The organism is Curtobacterium sp. MCSS17_008 (assembly GCF_003234185.1).
Taxonomy (GTDB): Bacteria; Actinomycetota; Actinomycetes; order Actinomycetales; family Microbacteriaceae; genus Curtobacterium.
Window position 1 is genome coordinate 19,296 of sequence record NZ_QKSM01000002.1, and the last position, 22,436, is coordinate 41,731.

Here is a 22,436-nt window from a genome sequence, read left to right on the forward strand (position 1 = left end):
CGCTCCGGCGTCGCGAGTACACCGGAGCCATGCCCACGGAAGGAGTCCCCCATGCGCATCGGTAGTGCAGTGCAGTACGACCGGTACGGCGGGTTCGACGTCGTCGACCTCGTCCCGCAGGAACGTCCCGAGCCCGGACCCGGCGACATCGTCGTCGAGGTCGTCGCCGCCGGCCTCAACCACGTCGAGCGGTTCCTCCGCGAGGGGCGGCTGCGCGACCACGTCGAGCTCGAGTTCCCCGCCCACCAGGGCGTCGACTTCGCCGGCATCGTGCGGGCGCGTGGCGCCGAGGTCCGCGACCTGAAGGTGGGCGACGAGGTCATGGGGCACGCGCCCGAGGGTGGCGCGCACGCAACCTGGGTCCGCGTACCCCGCGGTGCCGTGGTCAAGAAGCCCGAGCACGTCGGGTGGGAGGTCGCGGGCGGCCTGTACCTCGCTGGCGCCACCGCCGTGACGATGGTGCGCGACCTGCGCCTCGGCCCGGAGGACACCGTCGTCATCACAGCGGCGGCCGGCGGTGTCGGGCACATCGAGTGCCAGCTCGCCCACGACGCCGGCGCGACGGTCATCGCGCTCGGCAGCCCGCGCAACCACGACTACCTGCGGCAGATCGGCACCCTGCCCGTCGCGTACGGCAACGGGGAGGAGGACCGCATCCGTCAGGTCGCCGGCGGCCGCCCGATCACCGCCTTCATCGACAACCACGGCGACGACGCGGCGAAGGGTCTCGCGGCCCGCCTCGGCGTGCCCGAGGGGCGCTTCGTGTCCTCCGAGCAGCGACGTGACGTCGAGATCCGCTTCCTCCGCGCGCCGGCCGAGGACGAGGAGGCCCGCGAGCTGCTCACCCTGCTCGCCGGGGCCGTACAGGACCGCCGTGTCCAGGTGCTCATCTCGGGGTTCTACCCGTTCGAGTACATCGTCGACGCGTACGAGGACCTGGCGGAGATGCGCTCGCGTGGCAAGGTCGTCATCGGCATGCAGACCGTCGAGACCGGAGCGCGGTTGGACTGGTACCGCTCGGAGAAGGCCCGGGACCTCCGCGACCGGTACGCCGACGAGCGCGGCGCCGACACGGAGACGATGGCCGGCGGAACGGCGAGCCCGGAGGCCTGAGCAGCTCTGCCGACGGGTCGGGCCCGGTGTCCGGTGGGACGCCGGGCCCGACCCGTTCGCGGTCCCGCTGGCGTCAGCTCAGGACGTCCTTCGTGGCGAACCGGCCGTACGCCAGCGCGCCGAAGACGACCACGTAGCCGAGCTGCAGCAGCGTGTTCGACCCGAAGGAGTCGAACGAGATCGGGTCGCGGAGCAGGTCGCCGAACCCGAGCCACAGGTGCGAGAACAGGAACGGGTGCAACCAGTCGAGCTGCGGCAGCTGGTCGAGCACCTGCGACACCCCGGCGAGCACGACCGTCGCCGCCATCGCTCCGACCGGCACCGTCGTCAGCGTCGAGGCGAACAGCCCGATCGCGGACAGGCCGAGCATCGAGAGCGTCACGTAGAGCGCGAGCAGCACCGCGCGTCCGGCGTACGACCACCCGCCGACCTGCGTGCCCGAGAGCAGTGTGACCGGCCCGATCGGGAAGAGCAGCGCGCCGACCGCCGCGCCGACGAGCACGACCAGGAGCGTCGCCGCCAGGCAGAACGCCACCGCGCCGACGTACTTCACCAGGATGAAGCGCACGCGCCCGGTGGGCGCGACCAGCAGGTAGCGGATCGTGCCGTGCGACGCCTCGCCCGCGACGGTGTCGCCCGAGACCACGCCGACGGTGAGCGGGAGGAACAACGGGATCGACACGGTGAGGGCGGTGAAGGCGACGAACAGGCCGTTGTTCGTGATGTCGCCGAGGAACGCCGGACCGCCGGAGTCGGCGTCGGTGGTCAGCCGGACCGCGATCGCGATGAGCACCGGCACCAGTGCGAGGGCACCGAGCATCGCCCAGGTCCGTCGGCGCCGGAACAGCAGGGCGAGCTCGGAGCCGAGCAGGGCGAACGGCCGGGATGACCGCCGGGCGGTGTCAGGCTGCGACATCGAACCCCTCTCCGGTGAGCGCGACGAACAGGTCCTCGAGGGTGCCCCCGCCGACGGCGACCCCACGGACACGGACGTCGGCGCGGACGAGTTCGGCGGTGATCGACTCCGGCAGGAGGTCGGCGGGCAGGTCGGCGACCAGCGTGTCCGCGCCGGCGTCCCGTCGGGGCGTCAGCCCGAGCCGGACCAGCACCGCGGCGGCCTGCCCGACGTCCGGCGTGCGGACGGTGACGGTGCGGCCGCCCGTCGCGCGGAGCTCGTCGAGTGACCCCTGCGCCACCAGGTGCCCGCTCCGCATCACGGCGGCGTGCGTGCAGACCTGCTCGATCTCCGCGAGCAGGTGGCTCGAGACGAAGACCGTGGTGCCGTCGTCGGCGAGGGAACGGATGAGGTGCCGGACCTCGCGCGTGCCCTGCGGGTCGAGCCCGTTCGTCGGTTCGTCGAGCACGAGCAGGTCCCGTGGGGCGAGCAGGGCGTTCGCGAGGCCCAGGCGCTGCTTCATGCCGAGCGAGTACGCGTGCGCCTTCTTGTCCGCCGCGTGCGTGAGGCCGACGCGCTCGAGTGCCGAGGCGACCCGGTCGCGCCGTGTGCGTGGGTCCGAGGTCGGGTCGGCGGCGTCGAAGCGCAGCAGGTTCGCGCGGCCGGTGAGGTACGGGTAGGACGCGGGACCCTCGACGAGGGCGCCGACGCGGGGGAGCACCTCGCGCAGCGAACCCGGCACCGGGCGGCCGAGCACCTCGATCGCGCCGCTCGTCGCCGACGACAGCCCGAGGAGCATCCGGATCGTCGTGGTCTTGCCGGAGCCGTTCGGCCCGAGGAACCCGAAGACCGAGCCGCGGGGGACCGCGAGGTCGACGCCGTCGACGGCGCGCTGCTTCCGGAAGACCTTCACGAGTGCCTCGGTGCGCACCGCGAGCTCCCGCTCGGCCGTGCGTCCGCCGTGCTGGTCGGACCCGGCTCCCGGGGTCACTTCGCCGCGGCGACCAGGGCGGACGCCGGCACGGCGCCGGCCAGGACCCGGCCGTCGTCCGTCAGGTAGACCGACACGAGCGAGGTCTGCACGGCCCGGCCGCCGTCGACCGGCTTCGTCAGCTGGTCGAGGAGCCCGGAGGCGTCGGCGTCGGCGTCGGCGTCGAGCGCGGAGCGGTCCGCCGTGCCCGTGGGCAGCTCGACCACGGTGCCCCATCCGGACCCGGTCACGGTCGGCTCGGTACCGCGACGGTCGTCGCCGTGCCCGCGGGAGCCCTGCCGGTGCTCGTCGGACAGGTCCTCCGTGCGGACCTCGGCGCCCGACGGCGGGGTGAAGTCGAACAGGCGGGCGGCGGGGGCGCCGTAGTCGAGGTCGGTGAACCCGACCTGGAACGCCGGGTCGTCCTGCCCGGCTGCCGTCACGGTGACCCGGAGCGGCAGACCCGTCTGCTGGTCCACCGCCAGCCGGACGCTCCCGACGAGCGTGTCGTCGGACCGTGGCGTGAGCGTGACCTGCCACGCGTCCTGGCCCGCGACGCGGACCGCGGTGGGGTCGGACACACGGGTGGCCGGCGTGATCGCCTGCACCGCGCGGTCGGCCACCTCGGCCGGCGTCGTCGAGCCGGCGGTCGGCGTGCCGGCGGTCGGCGTGCCGGCGCGGTCGGGCAGCGTCACGTGCACCGCCTCGCGCTCCGCCGAGTCCCAGGTCCAGACGTCCGACCCGTTGCGGACGACGTCCTGCTCGGCGAGCTGCTGCGTCAGCTGGAACCGCTGCTTGTCCGGTCCGTCGACGTAGACCCGGGCGGTGTGCGAGGCGGTGAGGAGCCCGAGCACGTCGGACGCACCGTCCTCGAGCGACGATCCGCCGCTGCCGGTGGGGAGCTCGGGCAGGCCGAGGTCGCTCGTCTGCGACAGCGTGCCCGAGTACTGCGCGTCGCGCGACGCGGCGATGCTCGCCAGGACGTCCGCCGCGGTGGGGTCCTTCCCCGCCACCGGATCGGCCGCTGCGTTCGCGATGACCGGCGCGGCGACGGCACCGGCGACGACGACCGGCGCGATGACGGCGGGCAGCCAGGCTGACTTCTTCATCGGTTCCCCTTCGGAGGCTGGGTGGAACGGCGGAACGGTGGAGCGGTGGGTCGCGAGCACCGTACGTCGGGCAGCCGACAGCGCGCTGGGGATCAGCCGTCAGCGGCTCGGGCCGTCGTGTCCGCGCCCACCGGGGCCGAGCCGTCGTACCCGCAGATCGCCCGGACCTTGTCGGCACTCGCCGAGGTGGGGTCGAACGCGTAGCCGAGCCACTCGTGGACCAGGCGGCGGGCGAGCTCGACGCCGACGACCCGCTGCCCCAGGCACAGCACCTGGGCGTCGTTCGACCGCACCGACCGCTCGACCGAGAACGAGTCGTGCGCGGTGACGGCACGGATGCCCGGCACCTTGTTCGCGCTGATCGCCACACCGAGCCCGGTGCCGCAGACCAGCACCGCCCGGTCGGCTCGACCGTCGGCGACCATCCGCGCGGCCTCGACGGCGACGTGCGGGTAGGCGGTGTGCCCGTCGGCGTCCACACCCACGTCGACCACGCGCACCACGCGGTCGTCGGCCTCGAGGTCCCGCTTGAGCACCTCCTTGTAGTCGAACCCGGCGTCGTCCGAGCCGATCACGAGACGGAACGTCATGCCGTCACTCCTTCCTGCTGTGCGGTGTGCACGGCGAGCACCTCGCCCACGCGTGTGAGGACCATCCCCATCGACGTCGCGCCGGCGTCGGGTGTGCCGAGGCTCTTCTGGGCGAGCGGGCGGGCACGGCCGACCCGTGGCGCGAGGTCCGCGGTCGCCGCGGCCGCGTCCACGGCGACCGCTGCCGCCGCTCGCCAGGCCTCGGGCAGTCCCGTACCGGCGGCCACCTCGTCACGCAGTGCGTCGACGAAGGGCAGCAGGGCGTCGAGCAGCGTCTTGTCCCCTCGCGACGCGCCGCCCAGGTGCACGATCGCGTCGGCGAACGCCTGGGCGGCCTCCACGACCTCGCCCGCGCCGATGCACGCGGCGTCGTCACCGAGCGTGCTCCCGAACGCCTCGAGGGCCGCACCCCACAGGACACCGGAGGTGCCGCCCGCGCACGCGGCCCACGCGGCGCCGGCGCGGCCGAGGACGAAGGCGACCCCGGCCTCCCGGTCGGTGTGCTCGACGGCCCGCCGGGCCGCACCCGCCCCCTTCACCATGCCGCGCCCGTGGTCGCCGTCGCCCGCGACGGCGTCGATGCGCCCGAGCGTCTCCTCGGCGTCGCGGAGGAGCTCGTCCACCGCGACGATCGCGGCCCGCGCGGTCGCGGCAGCCGACCGGGAGGCACCGCTCGCCGCCGGCACGACCGTCGCCTCCGCCGTCGCCTCGGCCACCGCCGCAGCCGGCACGAGCGCGGCCACCGGCGCGGCCACCTTGCGGTAGGCAGGCGTGTAGGCGTCCGCGCGCCAGAGCCGCTCGAGCTCGTCGTCGAGCCACTGCAGCGTGAGCGAGCACCCGCCCATGTCCAGGCTGGTGACGAGTTCGCCGACCTCCGGCTCGACCACCTGGAGCCCCGCGCCGGTCAGGAGCGGCAGGACCCGCCCCCACAGCAGGAAGAGCTCCTCGTACTTGGTGTCGCCGAGCCCGTTGAGGACCGGCGCCACCCGGGTGCCGGCACCGTCCGGGCGGTGCGCGAGGAGCCGGTCGACCAGCAGCGAGGCGAGCTCCGACGCGGACAGCACCGGGACGTCCTGGATGCCCGGTTCGCCGTGGATGCCGAGCCCGAGCCCGAGGTGCCCTTCCGGCACGCGGAACAGCGGGGCGGAGGCTCCGGGCATCGTGCAGCCGGAGAACGCGACGCCGATCGTGCGCGTCGCGGCGTTGCAGCGTCGACCGGCCCGCTCGACCTCGTCGAGTGACGCGCCGGCGGCGGCAGCGGCGCCCAGCGCCTTGAACACCGCGAGGTCGCCCGCGATCCCGCGACGATCGGCCGCGGACCGGGCCGAGGCGACGTCGTCGGTGACCGCGACGACGCGGGTCTCGATGCCCTCGGCGCGGAGCCGCTCCGCCGCGAGCCCGAAGTTCATCCGGTCGCCGGCGTAGTTGCCGAAGGACAGGACGACCCCGCGCCCCTGGTCGGCGGCCTTCGCGACGGACCAGACCTGCGCGGCCGAGGGCGAGGTGAAGACGTTGCCGACGACGGCCCCGGTCGCGAGGCCCGGGCCGACGAGGCCGCAGAAGGCCGGGTAGTGGCCGGAACCGCCGCCGACGACGACGGCGACCTGCGGGTCGGCGCCGGCGGTGGGCAGGGAGACGACGCCGCCGTGGACGGCACGGACCCGGTCGGCGTAGAGCGCGGTCCAGCCGGCGAGCTGGTCCTCGGCGAAGTCCTCCGGGGCGTCGTGGATCGTGGTCATGGTGGGGCTGTCCTGTCGTGGTCGAGGCGCGAGGGACGAGGGGAGCGGACCGTGGCGCACGGGGCGCCGGGTCCGGCCAGGTCGCGACGACGGTACACCATCCGGTACTCCAGTCCAGAACATCACGTACTGCTACGGTGGCGTGGTACCCACCGACTCGCAAGGGAGCGACCATGACCACCGACCTCGCCGCGGCCCTCCGTCCGGGCCCCGCCACCGTCGACCTCACCAACGACCTCACCGGCCGCACCGCCCTCGTCACCGGCGGCGCCTCGGGTATCGGCGATGCCGTCGCCCGGGCCTTCGCCGAGCGCGGCGCCCGGGTCGCGATCGTGGACGTCCGCGCCGACGCCGCCGCGTCCGCCGCCGCCGACCTGCCCGCGGTCGCGGCCGGGGCGCACCTCGGACTCGCGTGCGACGTCACCGACGACGACTCGGTCGCGAGGGCCGTGCAAGCGGTCCTCGACGCGGCGGGGTCCGTCGAGGTGCTGGTGAACTGTGCCGGGATCGTCGCGCTCGACGCCGCCGAGGACCTCGGCACCGGGGCGTGGGCGCGCACGCTCGACGTGAACCTCACCGGGACGTTCCGGCTCGCGCAGGCGGTCGGCCGCCACATGCTCGACGCCGGTGCCGGACGGATCGTGAACATCGCCTCGCAGGCCGCGCACGTCGGCCTCGACCGGCACGCCGCCTACTGCGCCTCGAAGGCCGGCGTGCTCGGTCTGACGCGGGTGCTCGCACTCGAGTGGGGCGGCCGCGGGGTCACGGTGAACACGGTGTCGCCGACCGTCGTGCTCACCGACCTCGGTCGTGCGGCCTGGGCGAACGACGCCGGCCTCCGGCACCAGGACGAGATCCCGACCGGCCGCTTCGCGACCCCCGCCGAGGTCGCCGCCGCGGTGCTCTTCCTGGCGAGCGACGCCGCCGGCATGGTGAACGGCGCCGACCTGCGGGTGGACGGCGGGTTCACGATCCGCTGACCGTCGGGCCGGACTACGATCCGAGTGTCGAGCACGAGAAGGGTCCCGTCGCATGTCCTCCGAGAGCACCACCGGAACGGAGGGGGCCCGGGCCCGCTTCCCGCTCGACACCGTCTACCAGGCGGCGCGGATGTACTACCTCGAGGACGCCACGCAGGTCGAGATCGCCTCGCGGCTCGGGGTCTCCCGCCCGACGGTGAGCCGGCTCGTCGCCGAGGCACGTCGCGCGGGACTCGTCCGCATCGAGGTCGTCGACCCGTTCCAGGACGAGACCGTGGCGCTGGCCGAGCGCCTGCAGCTCGTGCTCGGCCTGCGGGCGGTCCACCTGACCGCGGTCACACACCAGGCGACGCTCGGTGCCGACCTGGCCGCGCCGATCGCGACCGCGGTCGAGGGCATGGGCCTCGTGCCGGGGGACGCCGTCCTCATGTCGTCGGGGCGCACGGTGTCCGAGGTCGCGCACCACGGCATGCCCCCGCTCCCGGGCGTCCAGCTCGTGCCGACGGTCGGCGGGCAGACGGACCCGACGCCGTGGTTCCAGACGAACGAGATCACGCGGGCCGCGGCCCAGCACTCCGGGGCGATCCCCGCCTTCCTCTTCGCCCAGGCCCTGCCGTCGCCCGCGATGCGGGCCACGCTCGACGAGGACCCGGCGTTCCAGCACGTCGTCGGGCTCTGGGGTCGGGCGAAGGGCGCCGTCCTCGGCATCGGCGCGCCCACCCCGACGCGCGACGCACTGGCGCGGGGCATCCCCTTCGACGACGCCGTGTTCGACCAGGCCGCCGGGGACGTCTGCCTGAACTTCTTCGCCCCCGACGGCGCTCCCGTCGAGTTCCCGGGGAGCGAGCGCATGGTGCGCACGTCGCGCGAGGTGCTGGCCGGTGTGCCGCACGCCGTCGGGGTGGCGGTGGGTGCTGCCAAGGTGCCGAGCATCGTCGGCGCGGTCCGCGCCCGGATGATCAACGAACTGGTGACGGACGCGGCCACGGCGCGCGCCCTGCTCGACGCGCTCGCCTGACGCGTTGACGCGCTGACGCGCTGACGCGCTGACGGGCTGATGCGGCCGGACCGCGGCGCGCGCTCCGGCCGGACGGGAGGCACGGGGCGGCGTCAGGACGCGCCTCCCGTCCGTCGGCCGGTCACGCCGGTCGCGCGGCCGGCTCCGTGGTGCGGCGCACGTCCCACAGGTGGTGGACGGGGTCGTGCGCGTAGTAGGTGGCGAGGGTCGCCACCGTGAAGACGCTGCCGTCCGACCGGCGGCCGGTGCGCGACAGGGCACCGTCGGGGACCGCCGCGAAGGCGGCTGCCGCCGTCTGCGCCGCCTCGGTGAGCTCCCGGGCGACGACGGCGGGGTCCTGCTCGCCGTAGCGGTCCGCCACGGCCGTGGCGTCCTGGTCCCAGTTCGGGAAGGCCGGGTCGTCCTCGGTGAGCACGAGACGGAGGCGCTCCGCCATCTTCCGGTGGACGTCACGGACGTGCGCGCCGTACTCGAGCGGCGACCACGTGCTGTCGTCCGGACGCGCGCGGACGTCCGTCCGTACGAGCTGCGCAGGCCACGCGGCGGTGTTCTCGGCGATCACGTCGGGCACGTCGCGGAAGGCCAGCGCGGCCCCGTCGAAGCCGCAGTCGGGGCAGGCCGCCCCGATCACCCAGGTCCAGTTCTTCGTGTCCGGTTCGATCGCCACAGCCGAGACGTTACCGCCCCGTGACCTCCGGACCGATCCGCGACGGGGCGCGGATCCGCCCCGACCCCCCTCCGGGTGACACGCCGTTGCCTGTGAATCGCCTGCCGATGACATTTCGGTCGCTCGGTACCGTTGCTGGCTGTTCCGCGCCGGTCCGACCGGCGCACCAGACACCCCGAGGAGATCGCGTATGGGTTCCGACCCCAGCAGTACCACCGCCCGCCCGCCACGACGTCTGCGCCTGAGCGACGTCACGGTGGTCGACCGGAGCATGATGCGCCGCGCCGTCAGCGGCATGGTCGTGGGCAACACCATGGAGTGGTACGACGTCGGGGTGTACGGCTACCTCGCCGTGACGATGGGGAAGGTCTTCCTGCCCACGGCCGAGCCGTCGGTGCAGATCCTGTTCAGCCTCGGTGTCTTCGCGGCGACGTACGTCGCGCGGCCGCTCGGCGGGATCGTGTTCGGCCGGCTGGGCGACCGGCTCGGGCGGCAGAAGGTGCTCGCCACGACGTTGATCCTGATGGCGTCGTCCACGTTCCTCATCGGTGTGCTGCCGACCTGGGCGACGATCGGTGCCCTCGCCCCGATCGTCCTCGTGGTCCTCAAGCTCGCGCAGGGCTTCTCGACCGGCGGTGAGTACGCCGGGGCCACCACCTTCGTCACCGAGTACGCGCCCGACCGTCGACGCGGCTTCTTCGCGAGCATCCTCGACTTCGGAAGCTACATGGGCTTCGCGCTCGGCGCGACGGTCGTGACCGCGCTCCAGGTCGCGCTGGGCGAGGAGACGATGACCGCGTGGGGCTGGCGGCTCCCGTTCCTGCTCGCCGGCGTGATCGGTGTCGTCGCCATCTGGTTCCGCCTGCGCATCGAGGAGTCGCCGGTGTTCCAGGCGACGCAGGCCGCCCAGGAGGCGGCCGCCGCGAACCGCGAGTCCGCCGAGGGCGGGCGTCCCGCCAACGTCCTCGTGATGGTCCGCGACCACTGGCGGCCGATCCTCATCGCGATCATGCTCGTCGGTGCGTCGAACACCGTCGGCTACGCGCTCACCTCGTACATGCCGACCTACCTGACGGACTCGCTCGGCTACTCCGCGCTGGACGGCACCCTGCTCACGATCCCGGTGCTCGTGCTGCTCGCCGTGATGCTCCCGGTGGCCGGACGGCTCTCGGACCGCATCGGCCGGCGCACCGTGATGTGGATCGGTGCCGGCACCACGGTCGTGCTCGTCGTCCCCGCGTTCCTGCTCATCGGACACGGTGCGCAGTGGTCGACCCTCGCCGGCCTCGGGCTGCTCGCGCTCATGACCGCGCTGTGGGTGTCGAACCAGGCCGCCTCGCTGCCCGCGCTGTTCCCCACGTCCACCCGGTACGGCGGCATGGGGTTCGCGTACAACATCGCGATCGCGGTGTTCGGCGGGACGACGCCGCTCATCGTGCAGGCGCTCCTCACCGCGACGGGCGACCAGCTGGCACCGGCGTACTTCCTCATGGCGATGAGCGTCGTCGGGGCGGTCGGCGTGCTCTGCATGCGCGAGTCCTCGCAGCGGCCGCTGCCCGGCTCGATGCCCGCGGTCGAGACCGAGGCCGAGGCCCGCGAGCTCGTGCTCACGCAGGACACGAACCCGAACCTCGACCTGGGGGACCTGCCCTTCGCGGCGCAGGACCAGGCAGACGCGGCCGTGCGGCGCTGAGCCGGGCCGGGCCGGTGCCGCGCGCCGGATGAGGAGTCCGGTCGGGTGGTCACCGGGTCAGTCGTGCCGGTGCTCGTGCGAGGGGTCGAGCGCCGGCCAGACCGGGAACGGGTCGGCCCAGGAGCGCCAGACGTCGGGCCCCGCGAGCAGCTCGCCCGCGGTGAGCAGGGCACGGTCGAGGGCGTGTTCGACGGCGTGCACGTCGAGGCGTTCGCCGACGAACCAGATCGCCTGACCGACGGGGGCGTCCTCGTCCCACGACGGGTTCGCGGTGGGGTCGAGCGCGAGCATGGCCCCGAAGCTCGACCACGACCCGACGTGGTCCGGGCGCGATGCCAGTCGGAAGAACCCCTTCGAGCGCAGGACCCGCCCGTTCGTCCCCGCGCTCAGGTCGTCCGCGATGACGGCTGCGAGGCGCCCCGGGTGGAAGGGCAGCGGCTCGCGGTACCGCATGGTCACGAGGTCGTCACGGGGGTCGCGTCCCGTGTCCGTGCGACCCCCGTCGGTCGAGAGTGCGCGCATCCACCCGGCACCCGAGGCCAGCAGCCGGGCCGCTCCGCCGTTCGACGCCGGGAGGTCGAGCGGACCCCGCAGTGCGGGGGCCGCGACGATCACCGCGTGCGGTGCCATGCGGTGGAGCAGGGCGACGAGGGCTCGCCGCCTCCGCCCCGAGAGCGGCTCGACACGATCGAGCGCGATCACGGTGGCGTACTCGACGAGGGCGACCACGCGCTCGGCGGCGACGAAGGCGTCGTCGACGTCCGACCAGAGCAGGTGCGCGACGTCGTCCGCGCGCAGCACCGCGACCACGTGCCGGAGGACGCGGTCGTCGCCGGTCTCGGAGCGGGCCGCGTTCGCGAGCATCATGCCGACGGCGCGGACGTCGACCTCCGGGGCGAGGGTCACCACCAGGTCGTGGTCCGCGTCGGACCGGAGGGTGCGGTCGAGCTGGTCCCGACGCCCGGCGATGCCCCGCGCCGCGCTCAGGGCGTCACTGGCGACGTGCATGCGGTGTCCGCTGCCGATCCGTGCGGCGACACGGACGGCGTCGGCTTCGTGCAGGGCGGAGACGAGGGTGGTGGCGGCAGGACGCATGTCGGGTAGCCTACATGAAAACCGTTCTCAACAAGGAGGCGGTGACGGAGGAGGAGAACCCGTGAAGGTCCGCAACTCGCTCAAGGCACTGAAGAAGATCCCGGGATCGCAGATCGTGCGCCGCCGCGGCCGCGTCTACGTCATCAACAAGCGGGACCCCCGCTGGAAGGCCCGTCAGGGATGAGACCACGGGGCGTCCGTAGGGTGGGCCCATGCGACTCCTGCTCATCCGACACGGCCAGACCCCCGCGAACGTGAACGGTGTCCTCGACGCCGAGGTGCCCGGCCCCGGGCTGACCGAGCTCGGACAGCAGCAGGCCGACGCACTGCCGAGGGCACTGGCCGACCGGGGCATCGAGCGGCTCTTCGTGTCGTCGATGGTCCGGACGCACGTCACTGCAGCGCCCCTCGCGGCCGCGCTCGGGCTCGATCCCGTCGAACTGCCGGGGCTGCGCGAGATCGAGGCGGGCGACCTGCAGGGTCGGCGCGACCGGACGTCGGTGCAGCTGTACATCTCGACGGTGCACGGCTGGTCGGCCGGCGACCGCAGCGGCAGGATGCCCGGGGGCGAGAGCGGCGACGAGTTCTTCGCGCGGTACGACGACGCCGTGCGGCAGGTCCTGGCCTCGGGCGTCGAGGTGGCGGCGGTGTTCAGCCACGGCGCCGCGATCCGGACCTGGGCGAGCGCGGTCGCGCAGAACACGCCGGACGAGTTCGGCACGCAGCGCCACCTCGAGAACACCGGCATCGTCGAGGTCGAGGGCTCGTTCGAGGACGGCTGGCGGCTGGTCGACTGGGAGGGCGAGCCCGTCGGTGGCGAGGACCTCGTCGACCGGACCGCACAGGACCCGACCGGCGACGCGTTCTGACGCGACCGCACGTCCAGACCGCGTCCCTATCCGCGAAACGCAACGTCGGCGGTTCCTCGCAGCGGTGTGTCGCTGCGAGGAGCCGCCGACGTTGCGTCTTGCGATCCTGCCGGTCCGACTACGCGGGCTGCGCCGCCGTGTGCAGCGGCACGATCACGCCGTGCGACTCGCGCAGGACGTCGAGCGTCCGCTGGACCTCGTCCGCGCGCTCCTCGGTCGTCCAGCCCAGGGTGTCGGCGAGCACGTCGGCCAGCTCGTCGAGCAGGTCGATCGTGACCCCGCCGACGAACGCCAGGTTCGTGCGTCGGAGCACCACGTCGACCAGGTGGACGGCCTGCTCGTGCTGCGCGAAGTACGCGACCTCGGCGCGGGTGAGCGACGGGTCGGACTCGAGCGGCTCCACCGGGCCGTCGGTCAGGGCGTCGACGACCTCGGCCGCGCGGGTGCCGTAGCGCTCGAGCAGTCCCGCGACGACGGACTCGTCCAGGCCGTCGCGGTGCGACGTGATCCAGAGCGCGCGCTGCGCGTCGGTGGTCGGGAAGTCCTTGCCGCCGCCGATCGGCATGCCGGTCGTGTCGACCTTGCGGGCCACGCCGAGCTTCGTCGTGACGTCGCTCGACAGGTGCGCCGCGAGCGCGCGGAAGGTCGTCCACTTGCCACCCACCAGGCTCAGCACGGTGGTGTCCGGCAGACCCGCGATCGGGGTGTCCACGATCCGGTAGTCGCGGGACACGAAGCCGGGGGCGGTGTCCTCGTGGCGGGGGAGCGGGCGGATGCCCGAGTAGCGGTAGACGATGTGCTCGCGGGTCAGCTCGATCTGCGGGAAGACGTGCTCCACGAGGCCGAAGAAGTAGTCGACCTCCTCCTCCGTGCACACGGCCGGCTGCGAGGGGTCGGCGTCGATGTCGGTCGTGCCGATGAGCACGCGGCCCTTGAGCGGGTAGATGAGGACGATGCGGCCGTCGTTGTTCTCGAAGAACAGCTCGCGGCCCTTCGTCGCCTCGAGCAGCTCGTCGTTGTGCACGACGATGTGCGACCCCTTCGTGCCGCCCATGAACTTCGTCTCGCCGCCGAACGCCTCGTTCGTCAGGTCGGTCCAGGGGCCGGATGCGTTGACCACGACGTCGGCGGTGAAGACGAACTCGTCGCCGGTCTCGCGGTCACGGAGCAGGACGCCGCCGTCGCGGGTGCCGGCTGCCTCGACGTAGTTGACGGCGCGGGCGGTCGCGGCCTCGCCGGTGCCCTGCGCGGCCGCGAGGCCGTCCTTGAGCACGTCGAGCGCCAGGCGCTCCGGCTCGTGGACCGAGGCGTCGTAGTACGTGCCCGTGTACTTGAGGTCCTTGTTGAGCGCCGGCATGTCCGCCAGCGCCGCCTTCTTGGTGAGGAAGCGGTGCTTCGGTACCGAACCGCCGTCGCGCGAGAAGGAGTCGTAGATCGTCATGCCGATCTTGATGAGGGCCGCGCCGCGCTCCTTCGTCGAGCGCTGCTTGTGCGTGAGCATGCGCAGCGGGGCGTTCATGATGCCGGAGAAGGTCGAGAAGATCGGCATCGTCGTCTGCAGCGGCTTGACGTAGTGCGGTGCGATGCGGATGAGGCCGTTGCGCTCCTGCACGCTCTCGCGCACGAGGCGGAACTCGCCGTTCTCGAGGTAGCGGATGCCACCGTGGATCATGTGGCTCGACGCGGCCGAGGCCCCGCCGGCGTAGTCGCCGCGCTCGACGAGCACGACGTCGACGCCCTGCAGGGCGAGGTCGCGGAAGGTGGCGATGCCGTTGATGCCGCCACCGACGATGAGGACCTGTGCGTTCGGGCGCTCGGTGAGCGCGGTCACCGTGTTCCGGGGCTGCGTCTTCTTCGACATTGGTGCGTCGCTTCCTTGGGTCGGTTCCGTGGGGGACGACTCCGATGGTGCGCCTGAGTGAGAGGTCGGGCAACTCGTGTGCACGAACGTGCAGCACAGGTGTCCCGCGGTGCGTGACGCGCGCGAGCGACGGCCGGGAGGCGCGACAGGGGTTGCAGAGGCCGTGCACGTCCGTGCATGCTCGATTCCCATGAGTGACGCAGCGCAGCCGATGCGCACGCAGCAGGCGCTGCGCGCAGCGCACCTGTACTACCTGCAGGACCTGACCATGGACGCGATCGCCGACGAGCTCGGCACGTCGCGCTCGTCCGTGTCACGGCTCCTCAAGTACGCCAGGGACACCGGGCTCGTCGACATCCAGATCCGCTCGCCGCTCGACCAGGCCGCGGCCCTCAGCCGGAACATCCGGGCGCGCTTCGGGGTGCACGCGCACGTCGTCCCCGTGCCGGACCACACGAGCGACGTCGACCGGCTCGAGCGGGTGGCGCTCAGCGCGGCCCGGATTCTGACGCAGTACGTCGAGTCGAACATGGTGGTCGGGATCTCGTGGGGGTCGACCGTCAGCGCCGTCAGCCGGTACCTGGTGCCGAAGACCACGCACGGTTCCACCGTCGTGCAGATCAACGGCGCCGCGAACACCCGGACGACGGGGATCGTCTACGCGTCCGAGATCCTGCGGCGCTTCGGTGAGGCGTACGGCGCGTTCGTGCAGCAGTTCCCCGTGCCCGCGTTCTTCGACGACCCGGCGACGAAGGAGATGCTCTTCCGCGAACGGTCGATCCGCCGTGTGCTCGACCTGCACGAGCGGATGGACCTGGTCGTGTTCGGTGTCGGGGCACCGCAGGCCCCGGTGCCCTCGCACGTGTACTCCGGCGGGTACCTGGACCCGGAGGACCGCGACGAACTGGCCGAGGCCGGGGTCGTCGGGGACGTCTCGACGGTGTTCTACCGGGCCGACGGCTCGTGGAAGGACATCGGGGTGAACGCGCGGGCCGGGGCGCCGGACCTCGACACGATCAAGCGCGCGCCACGACGGGTGTGCGTCGTCGCCGGTCGCTCGAAGGCCGCGTCGCTCAAGGGTGCACTGGCCGCGGGCCTGGTCACCGACCTCATCCTCGACGAGAGCGTGGGGCAGGCGATCCTGCAGCCCTGAGTCAGGTCGTGACCTTCCTTGTCGGTGGCCCCACGTAGGTTCTGGTGCATGGTGCCTTCCCACGAGACCCGCGGTTCGTCGGTGTCGGAGCGCTCCGTCCCGTCGGTGTCGCCGCTCCGTGACGGCGGACGCCGCAGCGACAGCCGTTCCTCGCGACGCATCGTCGGGAGCGACGTCGACCAGGCGCTGTCCTTCTTCACCGGCGACTACGACTTCCGTGCACCACGCGTCCGACGCACGCGGCAGCGGACCCACTGGGACTTCGCGGGCGTCGGCGACGAGCTCATGTCCCTCCGATCGTCGCGGTTCCTGGTCGACCTGCGGACCGAGAGCGTCGTGGACGACCAGGTCATCATCGCCTGGCTCCGCTCCGGGTCGAGCACCATCACGTTCGGCGGCCGGTCCGTCGACCTCGAGCCGGGCGTGCCGGTCGTGCTGCCCGACGCGTACGAACTGCACCACCGTGACATCGGTCTCAACCTGGTGCAGCTCGACCGCGACCACGTGCGGTCCGTCGTCGGCGACCCCGACTTCGCGTTCGAGGCCATGCGTCGTCCGACGGCAGAGGGCATCCGGACGTGGCAGTCGGCCGTCCGAGCCCACGCGTCGACCTGGCTCGACGTCGACCGCGAGCTCGGAGCAGCGACACAGCGGAGCATCGTCGACGCCTTCGCCACCGCCGCGGTCGAGGCGTTCCCACACCGCGACCGCTGGCAGTCATCGGTGACGGGGAACGGCCCGGAGCACGTCCGGCTCCGACGGGCGCTGGAGTACGTGCACGCCCACGCGCGTGACCCGATCGGCACACCGGAGATCGCTGCCGCCGCCGGGCTGAGCCCGCGCGGGCTGCAGCAGTCGCTCCGCCGGCACCTCGACCAGACCCCTGGCGACCTGCTCCGCAGTGTCCGGCTCGACGGTGCCCGCGGCGACCTGCTCCGCGGCGACCGCGACGAGACGAGCGTCGCGGACATCGCCCGGGCCTGGGGGTTCGGCCACCTCGGTCGGTTCTCGGCGACCTACCGGGCCCGCTTCGGCGAGCTGCCGAGCGAGTCGCTGCGCGCACGCTGAGCGAGGGTTCGGTGCGTCGGCTCGGAGCACGGCTCCCGCCGAACACGATCGCACAGAATCCGCGTCGGTTTTGCAGATGTTCGGCCGAGGTGCGGCCGGAGCGAACGACGGCGCATCGTGGACCGTACCTGCACCGCCCACGAAGGAGTCCGTGATGCTGATCGGCGTGCCCACCGAGGTCAAGAACAACGAGTACCGCGTCGCCGCCACGCCCGCGGGCGTCGGCGAGCTCGCCCTGCACGGACACCAGGTGCTCGTGCAGGCCGGCGCCGGTGCAGGGTCGTCCTTCTCCGACGACGAGTACCTGGCTGCCGGTGCCACCGTCGTCGACACGGCGGCCGAGGTCTGGGAGCGCGCGGAGCTCGTGCTCAAGGTCAAGGAACCCGTCGTCTCGGAGTACGACTCGATCCGCCCCGGGCAGGTGCTCTTCACCTACCTGCACCTGGCGGCGGACCGTCCGCTCACCGATGCCCTCGTCGCCTCCGGGGCCACGGCGATCGCCTACGAGACGGTGCAGCTGCCGGACCGCTCGCTCCCGCTGCTGTCCCCGATGTCCGAGATCGCGGGTCGGCTCTCGGTCCAGGTCGGCGCGCACCAGCTCATGCGGACGAACGGGGGTCGCGGACTCCTGCTCGGCGGCGTGCCGGGTACCCCGAAGGGCCGTGTCGTCGTGATCGGCGGCGGTGTCGCGGGCGAGCACGCCGCGACGATGGCACTCGGCCTGGGCGCGGAGGTCACGGTGTTCGACATCAGCCTGCCGCGCCTCCGTGCGCTCGACGCCCGGTTCGACGGACGGATCACCACCTTGCGGTCCTCGACCCACGCGATCGCCGACGCACTGCGCGATGCCGACCTCGTGATCGGCTCCGTGCTCATCCCGGGGGCGTCGGCGCCGAAGCTCGTCACCGACGCGATGGTCGCCGACATGCGTCAGGGTGCGGTGCTCGTGGACATCGCCATCGACCAGGGTGGCTGCTTCGAGGGCTCGCGGCCGACCACGCACGACGAGCCCACGTTCGGCGTGCACGACACGGTCTACTACTGCGTCGCGAACATGCCGGGAGCGGTACCGCGCACGAGCACGATCTCGTTGACGAACGCGACGCTGCCGTACGCGCTGGCGATCGCCGACCAGGGGTGGGAGCAGGCGACCGCCGCCGACCCGGCGCTCGCGAGGGGCGTGAACGTGCACGCCGGCCGGGTCGTCAACGAGGCCGTCGCCGCCGCACACGGCCTGGCGACCGCCGCGCACTGACCGGCGGGCGCCGACGGGCCGGCGCCGACGGGCCGCCGCCGACGGGCCGGTGCCGACGGGCCGGGACCGACGGGCCGCGGCGCACGGCGGCAGCCCCCACGCCCCTGACTCACGCCGCGCGCGGCACCGGCCGCCGCCCACCGGCCCAGCCCGCGCGGGTGCGCGCCGCGAGCGTGACGACCACGACGGCCGCGATCGCGATGACCGCCGCGACCGCTGTCGGCACCGAGACGAGCGGGCCGTCGAGCCGGCCGGCCGCGACCCACGCCAGGCCCCAGGACAGTGCGACCGCAGGGGCGAGCCGTCCGCCGCCCCACACCGCCAGGAGCACCCCGACCAGGCCGGCGACCGCGGCGACGAGCACGCCCCAGACGTCCTGCCCGAGCCCGAAGCCCCGGAAGCCCGCGGCCGTCAGCACCGCTGCGGTGTTCGCCGCCGTCGCGACGCAGACCCAGCCGAGGTACAGCCCGAACGTCCCGTCGGTGACGATCGCCTCGACGGCGCCGGACGGCCGGGTGCGCCGCAGCACCGCGAACGCCCGTGCGAGGACGGCCAACAGCGCGACGATGATCGGCTCGCTCGCCCACAGGAACCCGAACTGCACGGACAGGATCCACGCCGCGTTGAGCAGCAGGGACAGCACCGCGGGCACGACCAGGCGCTCGTGGCGCTCGTCGTCGGCGGTGCGGAAGAACTGCCGCACCGCGTACGCGATCAGCCCGACGTAGACGACGCTCCAGATGGAGAACGCCGGTCCGTCCGGAGCGATCGCTGTGGAGGACGCGGAGAGCGCCCCTCCCGCCGCGTCCTGGATGGGCGTCCCGCCCGCAGCCCCCGAGCCGACGAACGCGCCGACCACCGCCGCGACCGCGCTCACCGCGACCGCGATGCGCTTCCAGATCCTCTTCATGTCCGCTCCGTTCGTCAGCATGCTGATGACCTGTACGGTAGGCCCGCCGCCGCGTCCGCCACGCAGCCCGCGCCCAGGTCGGGGAGGCGCCGCCGAGGAACGGAGCGACCCAGCGATGCGTACGGTGGCGTCGTGACCGTCGAGCTCAACACCGTCTACGTCGACCAGATCGCGCCGATGGCGTGCCCCTCGCTCGACGAGACCTTCCGCATGGTGGGGGAGCAGGGCGCCAGCGCGTGCATCGTCCTGCACGAACCGGACGCCGAGGAGCTCGGGGACGTCGCGGTCGCCCTCGGCCTGCACGAGCTCGCCGTCGAGGACGCCGCCGAGGGGCACCAGCGTCCGAAGCTCGAGCGCTACGGCTCGACGCTGTTCACGGTGCTCAAGCCCGCGGTCTACCACGACGGCGCCGAGGAGGTCGAGTTCGGTGAGGTGCACGCGTTCGTCGGTCGGGACTTCTTCCTGGCGGTCGTCGCGGCGGACCCACGCGGTCGGCAGGCCGTCCCGCGAGCGCTGCACCGCATGAGCGGCAAGCCCGGACTGGTCACCGCCGGCCCGCAGGCGCAGCTCTGGGCGCTCATGGACTCGATCGTGGACGGCTACGCACCGGTGATCGACGGCCTCGAGGAGGACATCAACCAGATCGAGGACCAGCTCTTCGCCGGTGTGACCGGGGTGTCGAGGCGCATCTACGAACTGTTCGGCGAGGTCGTCGACTTCCAGCGCGCGGCTCGACCGCTCATCGGCATGATCGAGAACCTGCACCGCGGTGCCGAGAAGTACCACCTGCCGGTGGAGCTGCAGCGGCGGTTCCGCGACGTGCTCGACCACGTGATCCGGACGGTCGAACGCCTCGACACCTTCCGGCAGCTGCTGCAGAACGCCCTGACGGTCGACTCGACCCTGGCCGCGCAGAAGCAGAACGACGACACGAAGCGCATCTCCGGCTGGGCGGCGATCCTGTTCGCCCCGACGCTCATCGCCGCGATCTACGGCATGAACTTCACGCACATGCCCGAGCTGCAGTGGACGTGGGGCTACCCGCTCTCCATCCTCGCGATGGTGCTCTTCGCGGTGGTGCTGTTCGTCGTGTTCAAGGTGAAGCGCTGGTTCTGATCGTCCGGGCGGAAGCGCCGGTTCTGATCGTCCAGCGCGAGTCGCGTTGCGGGAGCGTCCGCCGGCCACCAGGCTCGTGACGTCAACGACGCCGACCGGAGCAACGATGCCGACCACCACGCCGACCTCGCACGACCTCGTCCACCTCAGCGCCGGGGGCGTGTCGCTCGTCCTCGACTGTCGTGACCGGGCGCTCCCTGCCGTGGTGCACTGGGGTGCCGCCCTCGGGCCGCTCGGACAGACCGAACTGGTCGCGCTCGCCGACGCCGACGTCGCACCGGTCGCCCCGAACGAGGTCGACGTCCCCGTCCGGCTCGCACTGCTGCCGGAACCGCACCGGGGCTGGACCGGGCGGCCGGGACTCTCCGGCCACCGTGACGGTCGGGACTGGTCGCCGGCCTTCACGGTCACGGCGCTCGAGGTCGCTGACGACCGCGTCGTCGCCGACGCCGAGGACACCACCGCCGGCCTCGCTGTCCGACTGACCGTCGAGGTGCTCGTCTCGGGGCTCGTCCGCGCCCGCGCCGCGGTGACCAACGCGGCCGACGGGGTCTACACCGTCGACGACCTGACCATCGCGTTCCCGGTGCCGTCCCGCGCCCGCGAGGTCCTCGACTTCGCCGGCCGCTGGGGCAAGGAGCGCACCCCGCAGCGCTGCGAGCTCGTCGTCGGCACCCACGAGCGCGACAGCCGCAAGGGACGGACCGGTTCCGACGCCGCCACCGTGCTGAGCGTGGGGGAGCGCGGCTTCGGCTTCGCCCGCGGTGCGGTCTGGGGCGTGCACACGGCGTGGAGCGGCAACCACCGCCACTTCGCCGAGCGGCTCGCGACCGGTCGCCAGGTGGCCGGGGGCGGCGAGCTCCTGCTGCCCGGCGAGGTCCGGCTGGCCCCCGGCGAGACGTACGAGGGCCCGTGGGTGTACGGCGCGTGGGGTGACGGCCTCGACGACCAGGCCGGCCGCTTCCACCGATGGCTCCGGAGCCGGCCCCAGCACCCCTCGTCCCCGCGTCCGGTGACGATCAACGTCTGGGAGGCCGTCTACTTCGACCACGACCTCGCCCGCCTCACCGACCTCGCCGAGCGGGCCGCGCGGCTCGGGGTCGAGCGGTACGTGCTCGACGACGGCTGGTTCCGGAACCGCCGCGACGACCACGCCGGCCTCGGCGACTGGTACGTCGACGAGGACGTCTGGCCCGACGGCCTCGGCCCGATCGTCGACCGGGTGCGTGCGCTCGGCATGGAGTTCGGCCTGTGGTTCGAGCCGGAGATGGTGAACGAGGACAGCGACCTCGCCCGCGCGCACCCGGAGTGGATCATGCAGGCCGACGGCCGGCTGCCCGTGCGCTCACGCGACCAGCAGGTGCTCAACCTCGCGGTCCCGGAGGCGTACGCCCACGTGCTCGAGCGGATGACGGCGATCATCGACGAGTACGGCATCGACTACGTCAAGTGGGACCACAACCGCGACCTGGTCGAGGCGGGGCACCCCGGCGGCGGCGCGGCGGTGCACGAGCAGACCCTGGCGACCTACCGCCTCATGGCGACGCTCAAGGAGCGGTTCCCGTCGCTCGAGATCGAGTCCTGCTCCTCCGGGGGCGCCCGCGTCGACCTCGCGGTGATCGAGCACACCGACCGCGTCTGGGTGTCGGACGACATCGACCCGTACGAGCGCCAGCACATGCACCGGTGGACGCAGCAGCTCCTGCCGCCCGAGCTCCTCGGTGCGCACGTCGCGAGCGGGGTGAACCACACCACCGGGCGGTTCCACGACGTGTCGTTCCGCGCCGGCACCGCGCTCATCGGGCACCTCGGCATCGAGTGGGACCTGGCGCTCGCCACCGAGGACGAGGAACGCGCGCTCGCGTCCTGGATCGCGCTGCACAAGGAGTGGCGTGCCCTGCTCCACGGCGGCCGGCTCGTCCGGGTCGACGAGGCCGACCCGACGCGCCTGGTGTACGGCGTGGTCGCCGAGGACCGCCGAGCGGCCGCGTTCTTCGTCGCGAGCACGGGCCGGTCCGAGGTGTCCGGCGTCGGCCGGGTGGTCCTCCGCGGCCTCGACCCGGAGACCCGGTACCGCGTCGACCCGGTGGTCGTCGGCGACGGCCCCGGTGTGCAGGCCCCGGCCTGGTGGTCCGGCGACCGCGTCTTCAGCGGGCGCGCGCTCGAGCAGGTCGGCCTGCAGCCGCCGCTCGTGCCGGCGGACTGGGTGGTGCCGTTCCGCGTGACGGCCGTCTGAGCCGACGCGACCAGCGGACGGACGGGAGGGGCGCGCCGGACCCGACCCGCGCCTCCCGTCCGTCCCGTGGCCCGGCACGCGGGCCGCTAGGCTTCCGGT

20 protein-coding genes are annotated in these 22,436 nt (G+C 73.1%); 11 read left to right on the forward strand and 9 right to left on the reverse strand.

Annotated elements, in window-relative coordinates:
* Positions 1–51 precede the first annotated feature (51 nt).
* Positions 52–1,113, forward strand: a complete 1,062-nt coding sequence (locus DEJ23_RS02825; protein ID WP_111238768.1) for an NADP-dependent oxidoreductase — start codon at positions 52–54, stop codon at positions 1,111–1,113.
* A gap of 73 nt (positions 1,114–1,186) precedes the next feature.
* On the opposite strand, the gene DEJ23_RS02830 is transcribed toward DEJ23_RS02825, so the two are convergent.
* The 5 genes from DEJ23_RS02830 to DEJ23_RS02850 form a co-directional block, all read right to left on the reverse strand.
* A complete protein-coding gene (locus DEJ23_RS02830) occupies positions 1,187–2,029 on the reverse strand; it encodes an ABC transporter permease (protein ID WP_111238769.1) in 843 nt (280 codons plus the stop codon).
* Positions 2,016–2,999 (reverse strand): ABC transporter ATP-binding protein, encoded by a 984-nt coding sequence (locus DEJ23_RS02835; protein ID WP_111238770.1) that lies wholly within the window; start codon positions 2,997–2,999, stop codon positions 2,016–2,018. Before DEJ23_RS02835 ends, DEJ23_RS02830 begins: the two co-directional genes overlap by 14 nt.
* Positions 2,996–4,087, reverse strand: coding sequence for an outer membrane lipoprotein carrier protein LolA (locus DEJ23_RS02840; protein WP_111238771.1), 1,092 nt, complete (start codon positions 4,085–4,087; stop codon positions 2,996–2,998). Before DEJ23_RS02840 ends, DEJ23_RS02835 begins: the two co-directional genes overlap by 4 nt.
* 92 nt (positions 4,088–4,179) lie before the next feature.
* Positions 4,180–4,677 (reverse strand): ribose-5-phosphate isomerase, encoded by a 498-nt coding sequence (locus tag DEJ23_RS02845; protein ID WP_111238772.1) that lies wholly within the window; start codon positions 4,675–4,677, stop codon positions 4,180–4,182.
* Positions 4,674–6,416, reverse strand: a complete 1,743-nt coding sequence (locus DEJ23_RS02850) for a dihydroxyacetone kinase family protein (protein ID WP_111238773.1) — start codon at positions 6,414–6,416, stop codon at positions 4,674–4,676. The genes DEJ23_RS02845 and DEJ23_RS02850 overlap by 4 nt, the downstream gene beginning before the upstream one ends.
* Positions 6,417–6,589: 173 nt before the next feature.
* Here DEJ23_RS02850 and DEJ23_RS02855 point away from each other — a divergent pair, with 173 nt between their 5' ends.
* On the forward strand, positions 6,590–7,396 hold the full coding sequence (locus DEJ23_RS02855; RefSeq protein WP_111238774.1) for a GolD/DthD family dehydrogenase: 807 nt from the start codon (positions 6,590–6,592) through the stop codon (positions 7,394–7,396).
* Between the two features lie 52 nt (positions 7,397–7,448).
* Positions 7,449–8,414 carry a sugar-binding transcriptional regulator gene (locus DEJ23_RS02860; RefSeq protein ID WP_111238775.1) on the forward strand — a complete coding sequence of 322 codons (966 nt, stop codon included), beginning with the start codon at positions 7,449–7,451 and terminating at the stop codon, positions 8,412–8,414.
* Positions 8,415–8,535: 121 nt separating this feature from the next.
* Here the strand turns inward: DEJ23_RS02860 and DEJ23_RS02865 are convergent, their stop codons facing one another.
* The gene (locus DEJ23_RS02865; RefSeq protein ID WP_111238776.1) at positions 8,536–9,081 is read right to left on the reverse strand and encodes a DinB family protein; all 546 of its coding nucleotides are present in this window, start codon (positions 9,079–9,081) and stop codon (positions 8,536–8,538) included.
* Positions 9,082–9,271: 190 nt separating this feature from the next.
* Between DEJ23_RS02865 and DEJ23_RS02870 the strand changes: the two genes are divergently transcribed.
* A complete protein-coding gene (locus tag DEJ23_RS02870) occupies positions 9,272–10,774 on the forward strand; it encodes an MFS transporter (RefSeq protein ID WP_111238777.1) in 1,503 nt (500 codons plus the stop codon).
* 57 nt (positions 10,775–10,831) lie between these two features.
* On the opposite strand, the gene DEJ23_RS02875 is transcribed toward DEJ23_RS02870, so the two are convergent.
* Entirely contained in the window at positions 10,832–11,869 is a 1,038-nt protein-coding gene (locus tag DEJ23_RS02875) for a GTP-binding protein (RefSeq protein ID WP_111238778.1), read from the reverse strand.
* A gap of 61 nt (positions 11,870–11,930) precedes the next feature.
* On the opposite strand from DEJ23_RS02875, the gene ykgO reads away from it, so the two are divergent.
* Together ykgO and DEJ23_RS02885 are read left to right on the forward strand one after the other, a co-directional pair.
* On the forward strand, positions 11,931–12,053 hold the full coding sequence (ykgO, locus tag DEJ23_RS02880) for a type B 50S ribosomal protein L36 (protein ID WP_058743312.1): 123 nt from the start codon (positions 11,931–11,933) through the stop codon (positions 12,051–12,053).
* Positions 12,054–12,081: 28 nt separating this feature from the next.
* Positions 12,082–12,738: a histidine phosphatase family protein gene (locus DEJ23_RS02885; RefSeq protein ID WP_111238779.1), complete on the forward strand. Its 657-nt coding sequence runs from the start codon at positions 12,082–12,084 to the stop codon at positions 12,736–12,738.
* Between the two features lie 118 nt (positions 12,739–12,856).
* On the opposite strand, the gene DEJ23_RS02890 is transcribed toward DEJ23_RS02885, so the two are convergent.
* Positions 12,857–14,599: a glycerol-3-phosphate dehydrogenase/oxidase gene (locus tag DEJ23_RS02890; protein WP_111238780.1), complete on the reverse strand. Its 1,743-nt coding sequence runs from the start codon at positions 14,597–14,599 to the stop codon at positions 12,857–12,859.
* Positions 14,600–14,789: 190 nt separating this feature from the next.
* On the opposite strand from DEJ23_RS02890, the gene DEJ23_RS02895 reads away from it, so the two are divergent.
* The 3 genes from DEJ23_RS02895 (at position 14,790) to ald (ending at position 18,075) form a co-directional block, all read left to right on the forward strand.
* The gene (locus tag DEJ23_RS02895) at positions 14,790–15,752 is read left to right on the forward strand and encodes a sugar-binding transcriptional regulator (RefSeq protein ID WP_258375227.1); all 963 of its coding nucleotides are present in this window, start codon (positions 14,790–14,792) and stop codon (positions 15,750–15,752) included.
* A 48-nt stretch (positions 15,753–15,800) separates the two neighbouring features.
* On the forward strand, positions 15,801–16,820 hold the full coding sequence (locus DEJ23_RS02900; protein WP_111238781.1) for an AraC family transcriptional regulator: 1,020 nt from the start codon (positions 15,801–15,803) through the stop codon (positions 16,818–16,820).
* Between the two features lie 154 nt (positions 16,821–16,974).
* The gene (ald, locus tag DEJ23_RS02905) at positions 16,975–18,075 is read left to right on the forward strand and encodes an alanine dehydrogenase (protein WP_111239017.1); all 1,101 of its coding nucleotides are present in this window, start codon (positions 16,975–16,977) and stop codon (positions 18,073–18,075) included.
* Between the two features lie 109 nt (positions 18,076–18,184).
* Here the strand turns inward: ald and DEJ23_RS02910 are convergent, their stop codons facing one another.
* Positions 18,185–19,006, reverse strand: a complete 822-nt coding sequence (locus tag DEJ23_RS02910) for a tryptophan-rich sensory protein (protein WP_258375228.1) — start codon at positions 19,004–19,006, stop codon at positions 18,185–18,187.
* Positions 19,007–19,117: 111 nt separating this feature from the next.
* On the opposite strand from DEJ23_RS02910, the gene DEJ23_RS02915 reads away from it, so the two are divergent.
* Together DEJ23_RS02915 and DEJ23_RS02920 are read left to right on the forward strand one after the other, a co-directional pair.
* Positions 19,118–20,101: a magnesium and cobalt transport protein CorA gene (locus DEJ23_RS02915; RefSeq protein WP_375342259.1), complete on the forward strand. Its 984-nt coding sequence runs from the start codon at positions 19,118–19,120 to the stop codon at positions 20,099–20,101.
* Positions 20,102–20,207: 106 nt separating this feature from the next.
* Positions 20,208–22,337, forward strand: coding sequence for an alpha-galactosidase (locus tag DEJ23_RS02920; protein WP_111238782.1), 2,130 nt, complete (start codon positions 20,208–20,210; stop codon positions 22,335–22,337).
* Positions 22,338–22,436 lie beyond the last annotated feature (99 nt).

Bases quoted from the DNA above. Each gene is read 5' to 3' on its own strand.
- DEJ23_RS02845 (WP_111238772.1), bottom strand. From the start codon at position 4,677: ATGACGTTCCGTCTCGTGATCGGCTCGGACGACGCCGGGTTCGACTAC.
- DEJ23_RS02900 (WP_111238781.1), top strand. From the start codon at position 15,801: ATGGTGCCTTCCCACGAGACCCGCGGTTCGTCGGTGTCGGAGCGCTCC.
- DEJ23_RS02920 (WP_111238782.1), top strand. From the start codon at position 20,208: ATGCCGACCACCACGCCGACCTCGCACGACCTCGTCCACCTCAGCGCC.
- DEJ23_RS02870 (WP_111238777.1), top strand. From the start codon at position 9,272: ATGGGTTCCGACCCCAGCAGTACCACCGCCCGCCCGCCACGACGTCTG.
- DEJ23_RS02850 (WP_111238773.1), bottom strand. From the start codon at position 6,416: ATGACCACGATCCACGACGCCCCGGAGGACTTCGCCGAGGACCAGCTC.
- DEJ23_RS02895 (WP_258375227.1), top strand. From the start codon at position 14,790: ATGAGTGACGCAGCGCAGCCGATGCGCACGCAGCAGGCGCTGCGCGCA.
- DEJ23_RS02885 (WP_111238779.1), top strand. From the start codon at position 12,082: ATGCGACTCCTGCTCATCCGACACGGCCAGACCCCCGCGAACGTGAAC.
- DEJ23_RS02860 (WP_111238775.1), top strand. From the start codon at position 7,449: ATGTCCTCCGAGAGCACCACCGGAACGGAGGGGGCCCGGGCCCGCTTC.
- DEJ23_RS02855 (WP_111238774.1), top strand. From the start codon at position 6,590: ATGACCACCGACCTCGCCGCGGCCCTCCGTCCGGGCCCCGCCACCGTC.
- DEJ23_RS02825 (WP_111238768.1), top strand. From the start codon at position 52: ATGCGCATCGGTAGTGCAGTGCAGTACGACCGGTACGGCGGGTTCGAC.
- DEJ23_RS02840 (WP_111238771.1), bottom strand. From the start codon at position 4,087: ATGAAGAAGTCAGCCTGGCTGCCCGCCGTCATCGCGCCGGTCGTCGTC.
- DEJ23_RS02830 (WP_111238769.1), bottom strand. From the start codon at position 2,029: ATGTCGCAGCCTGACACCGCCCGGCGGTCATCCCGGCCGTTCGCCCTG.
- DEJ23_RS02890 (WP_111238780.1), bottom strand. From the start codon at position 14,599: ATGTCGAAGAAGACGCAGCCCCGGAACACGGTGACCGCGCTCACCGAG.
- ald (WP_111239017.1), top strand. From the start codon at position 16,975: ATGCTGATCGGCGTGCCCACCGAGGTCAAGAACAACGAGTACCGCGTC.
- DEJ23_RS02875 (WP_111238778.1), bottom strand. From the start codon at position 11,869: ATGCGTCCTGCCGCCACCACCCTCGTCTCCGCCCTGCACGAAGCCGAC.
- DEJ23_RS02910 (WP_258375228.1), bottom strand. From the start codon at position 19,006: ATGCTGACGAACGGAGCGGACATGAAGAGGATCTGGAAGCGCATCGCG.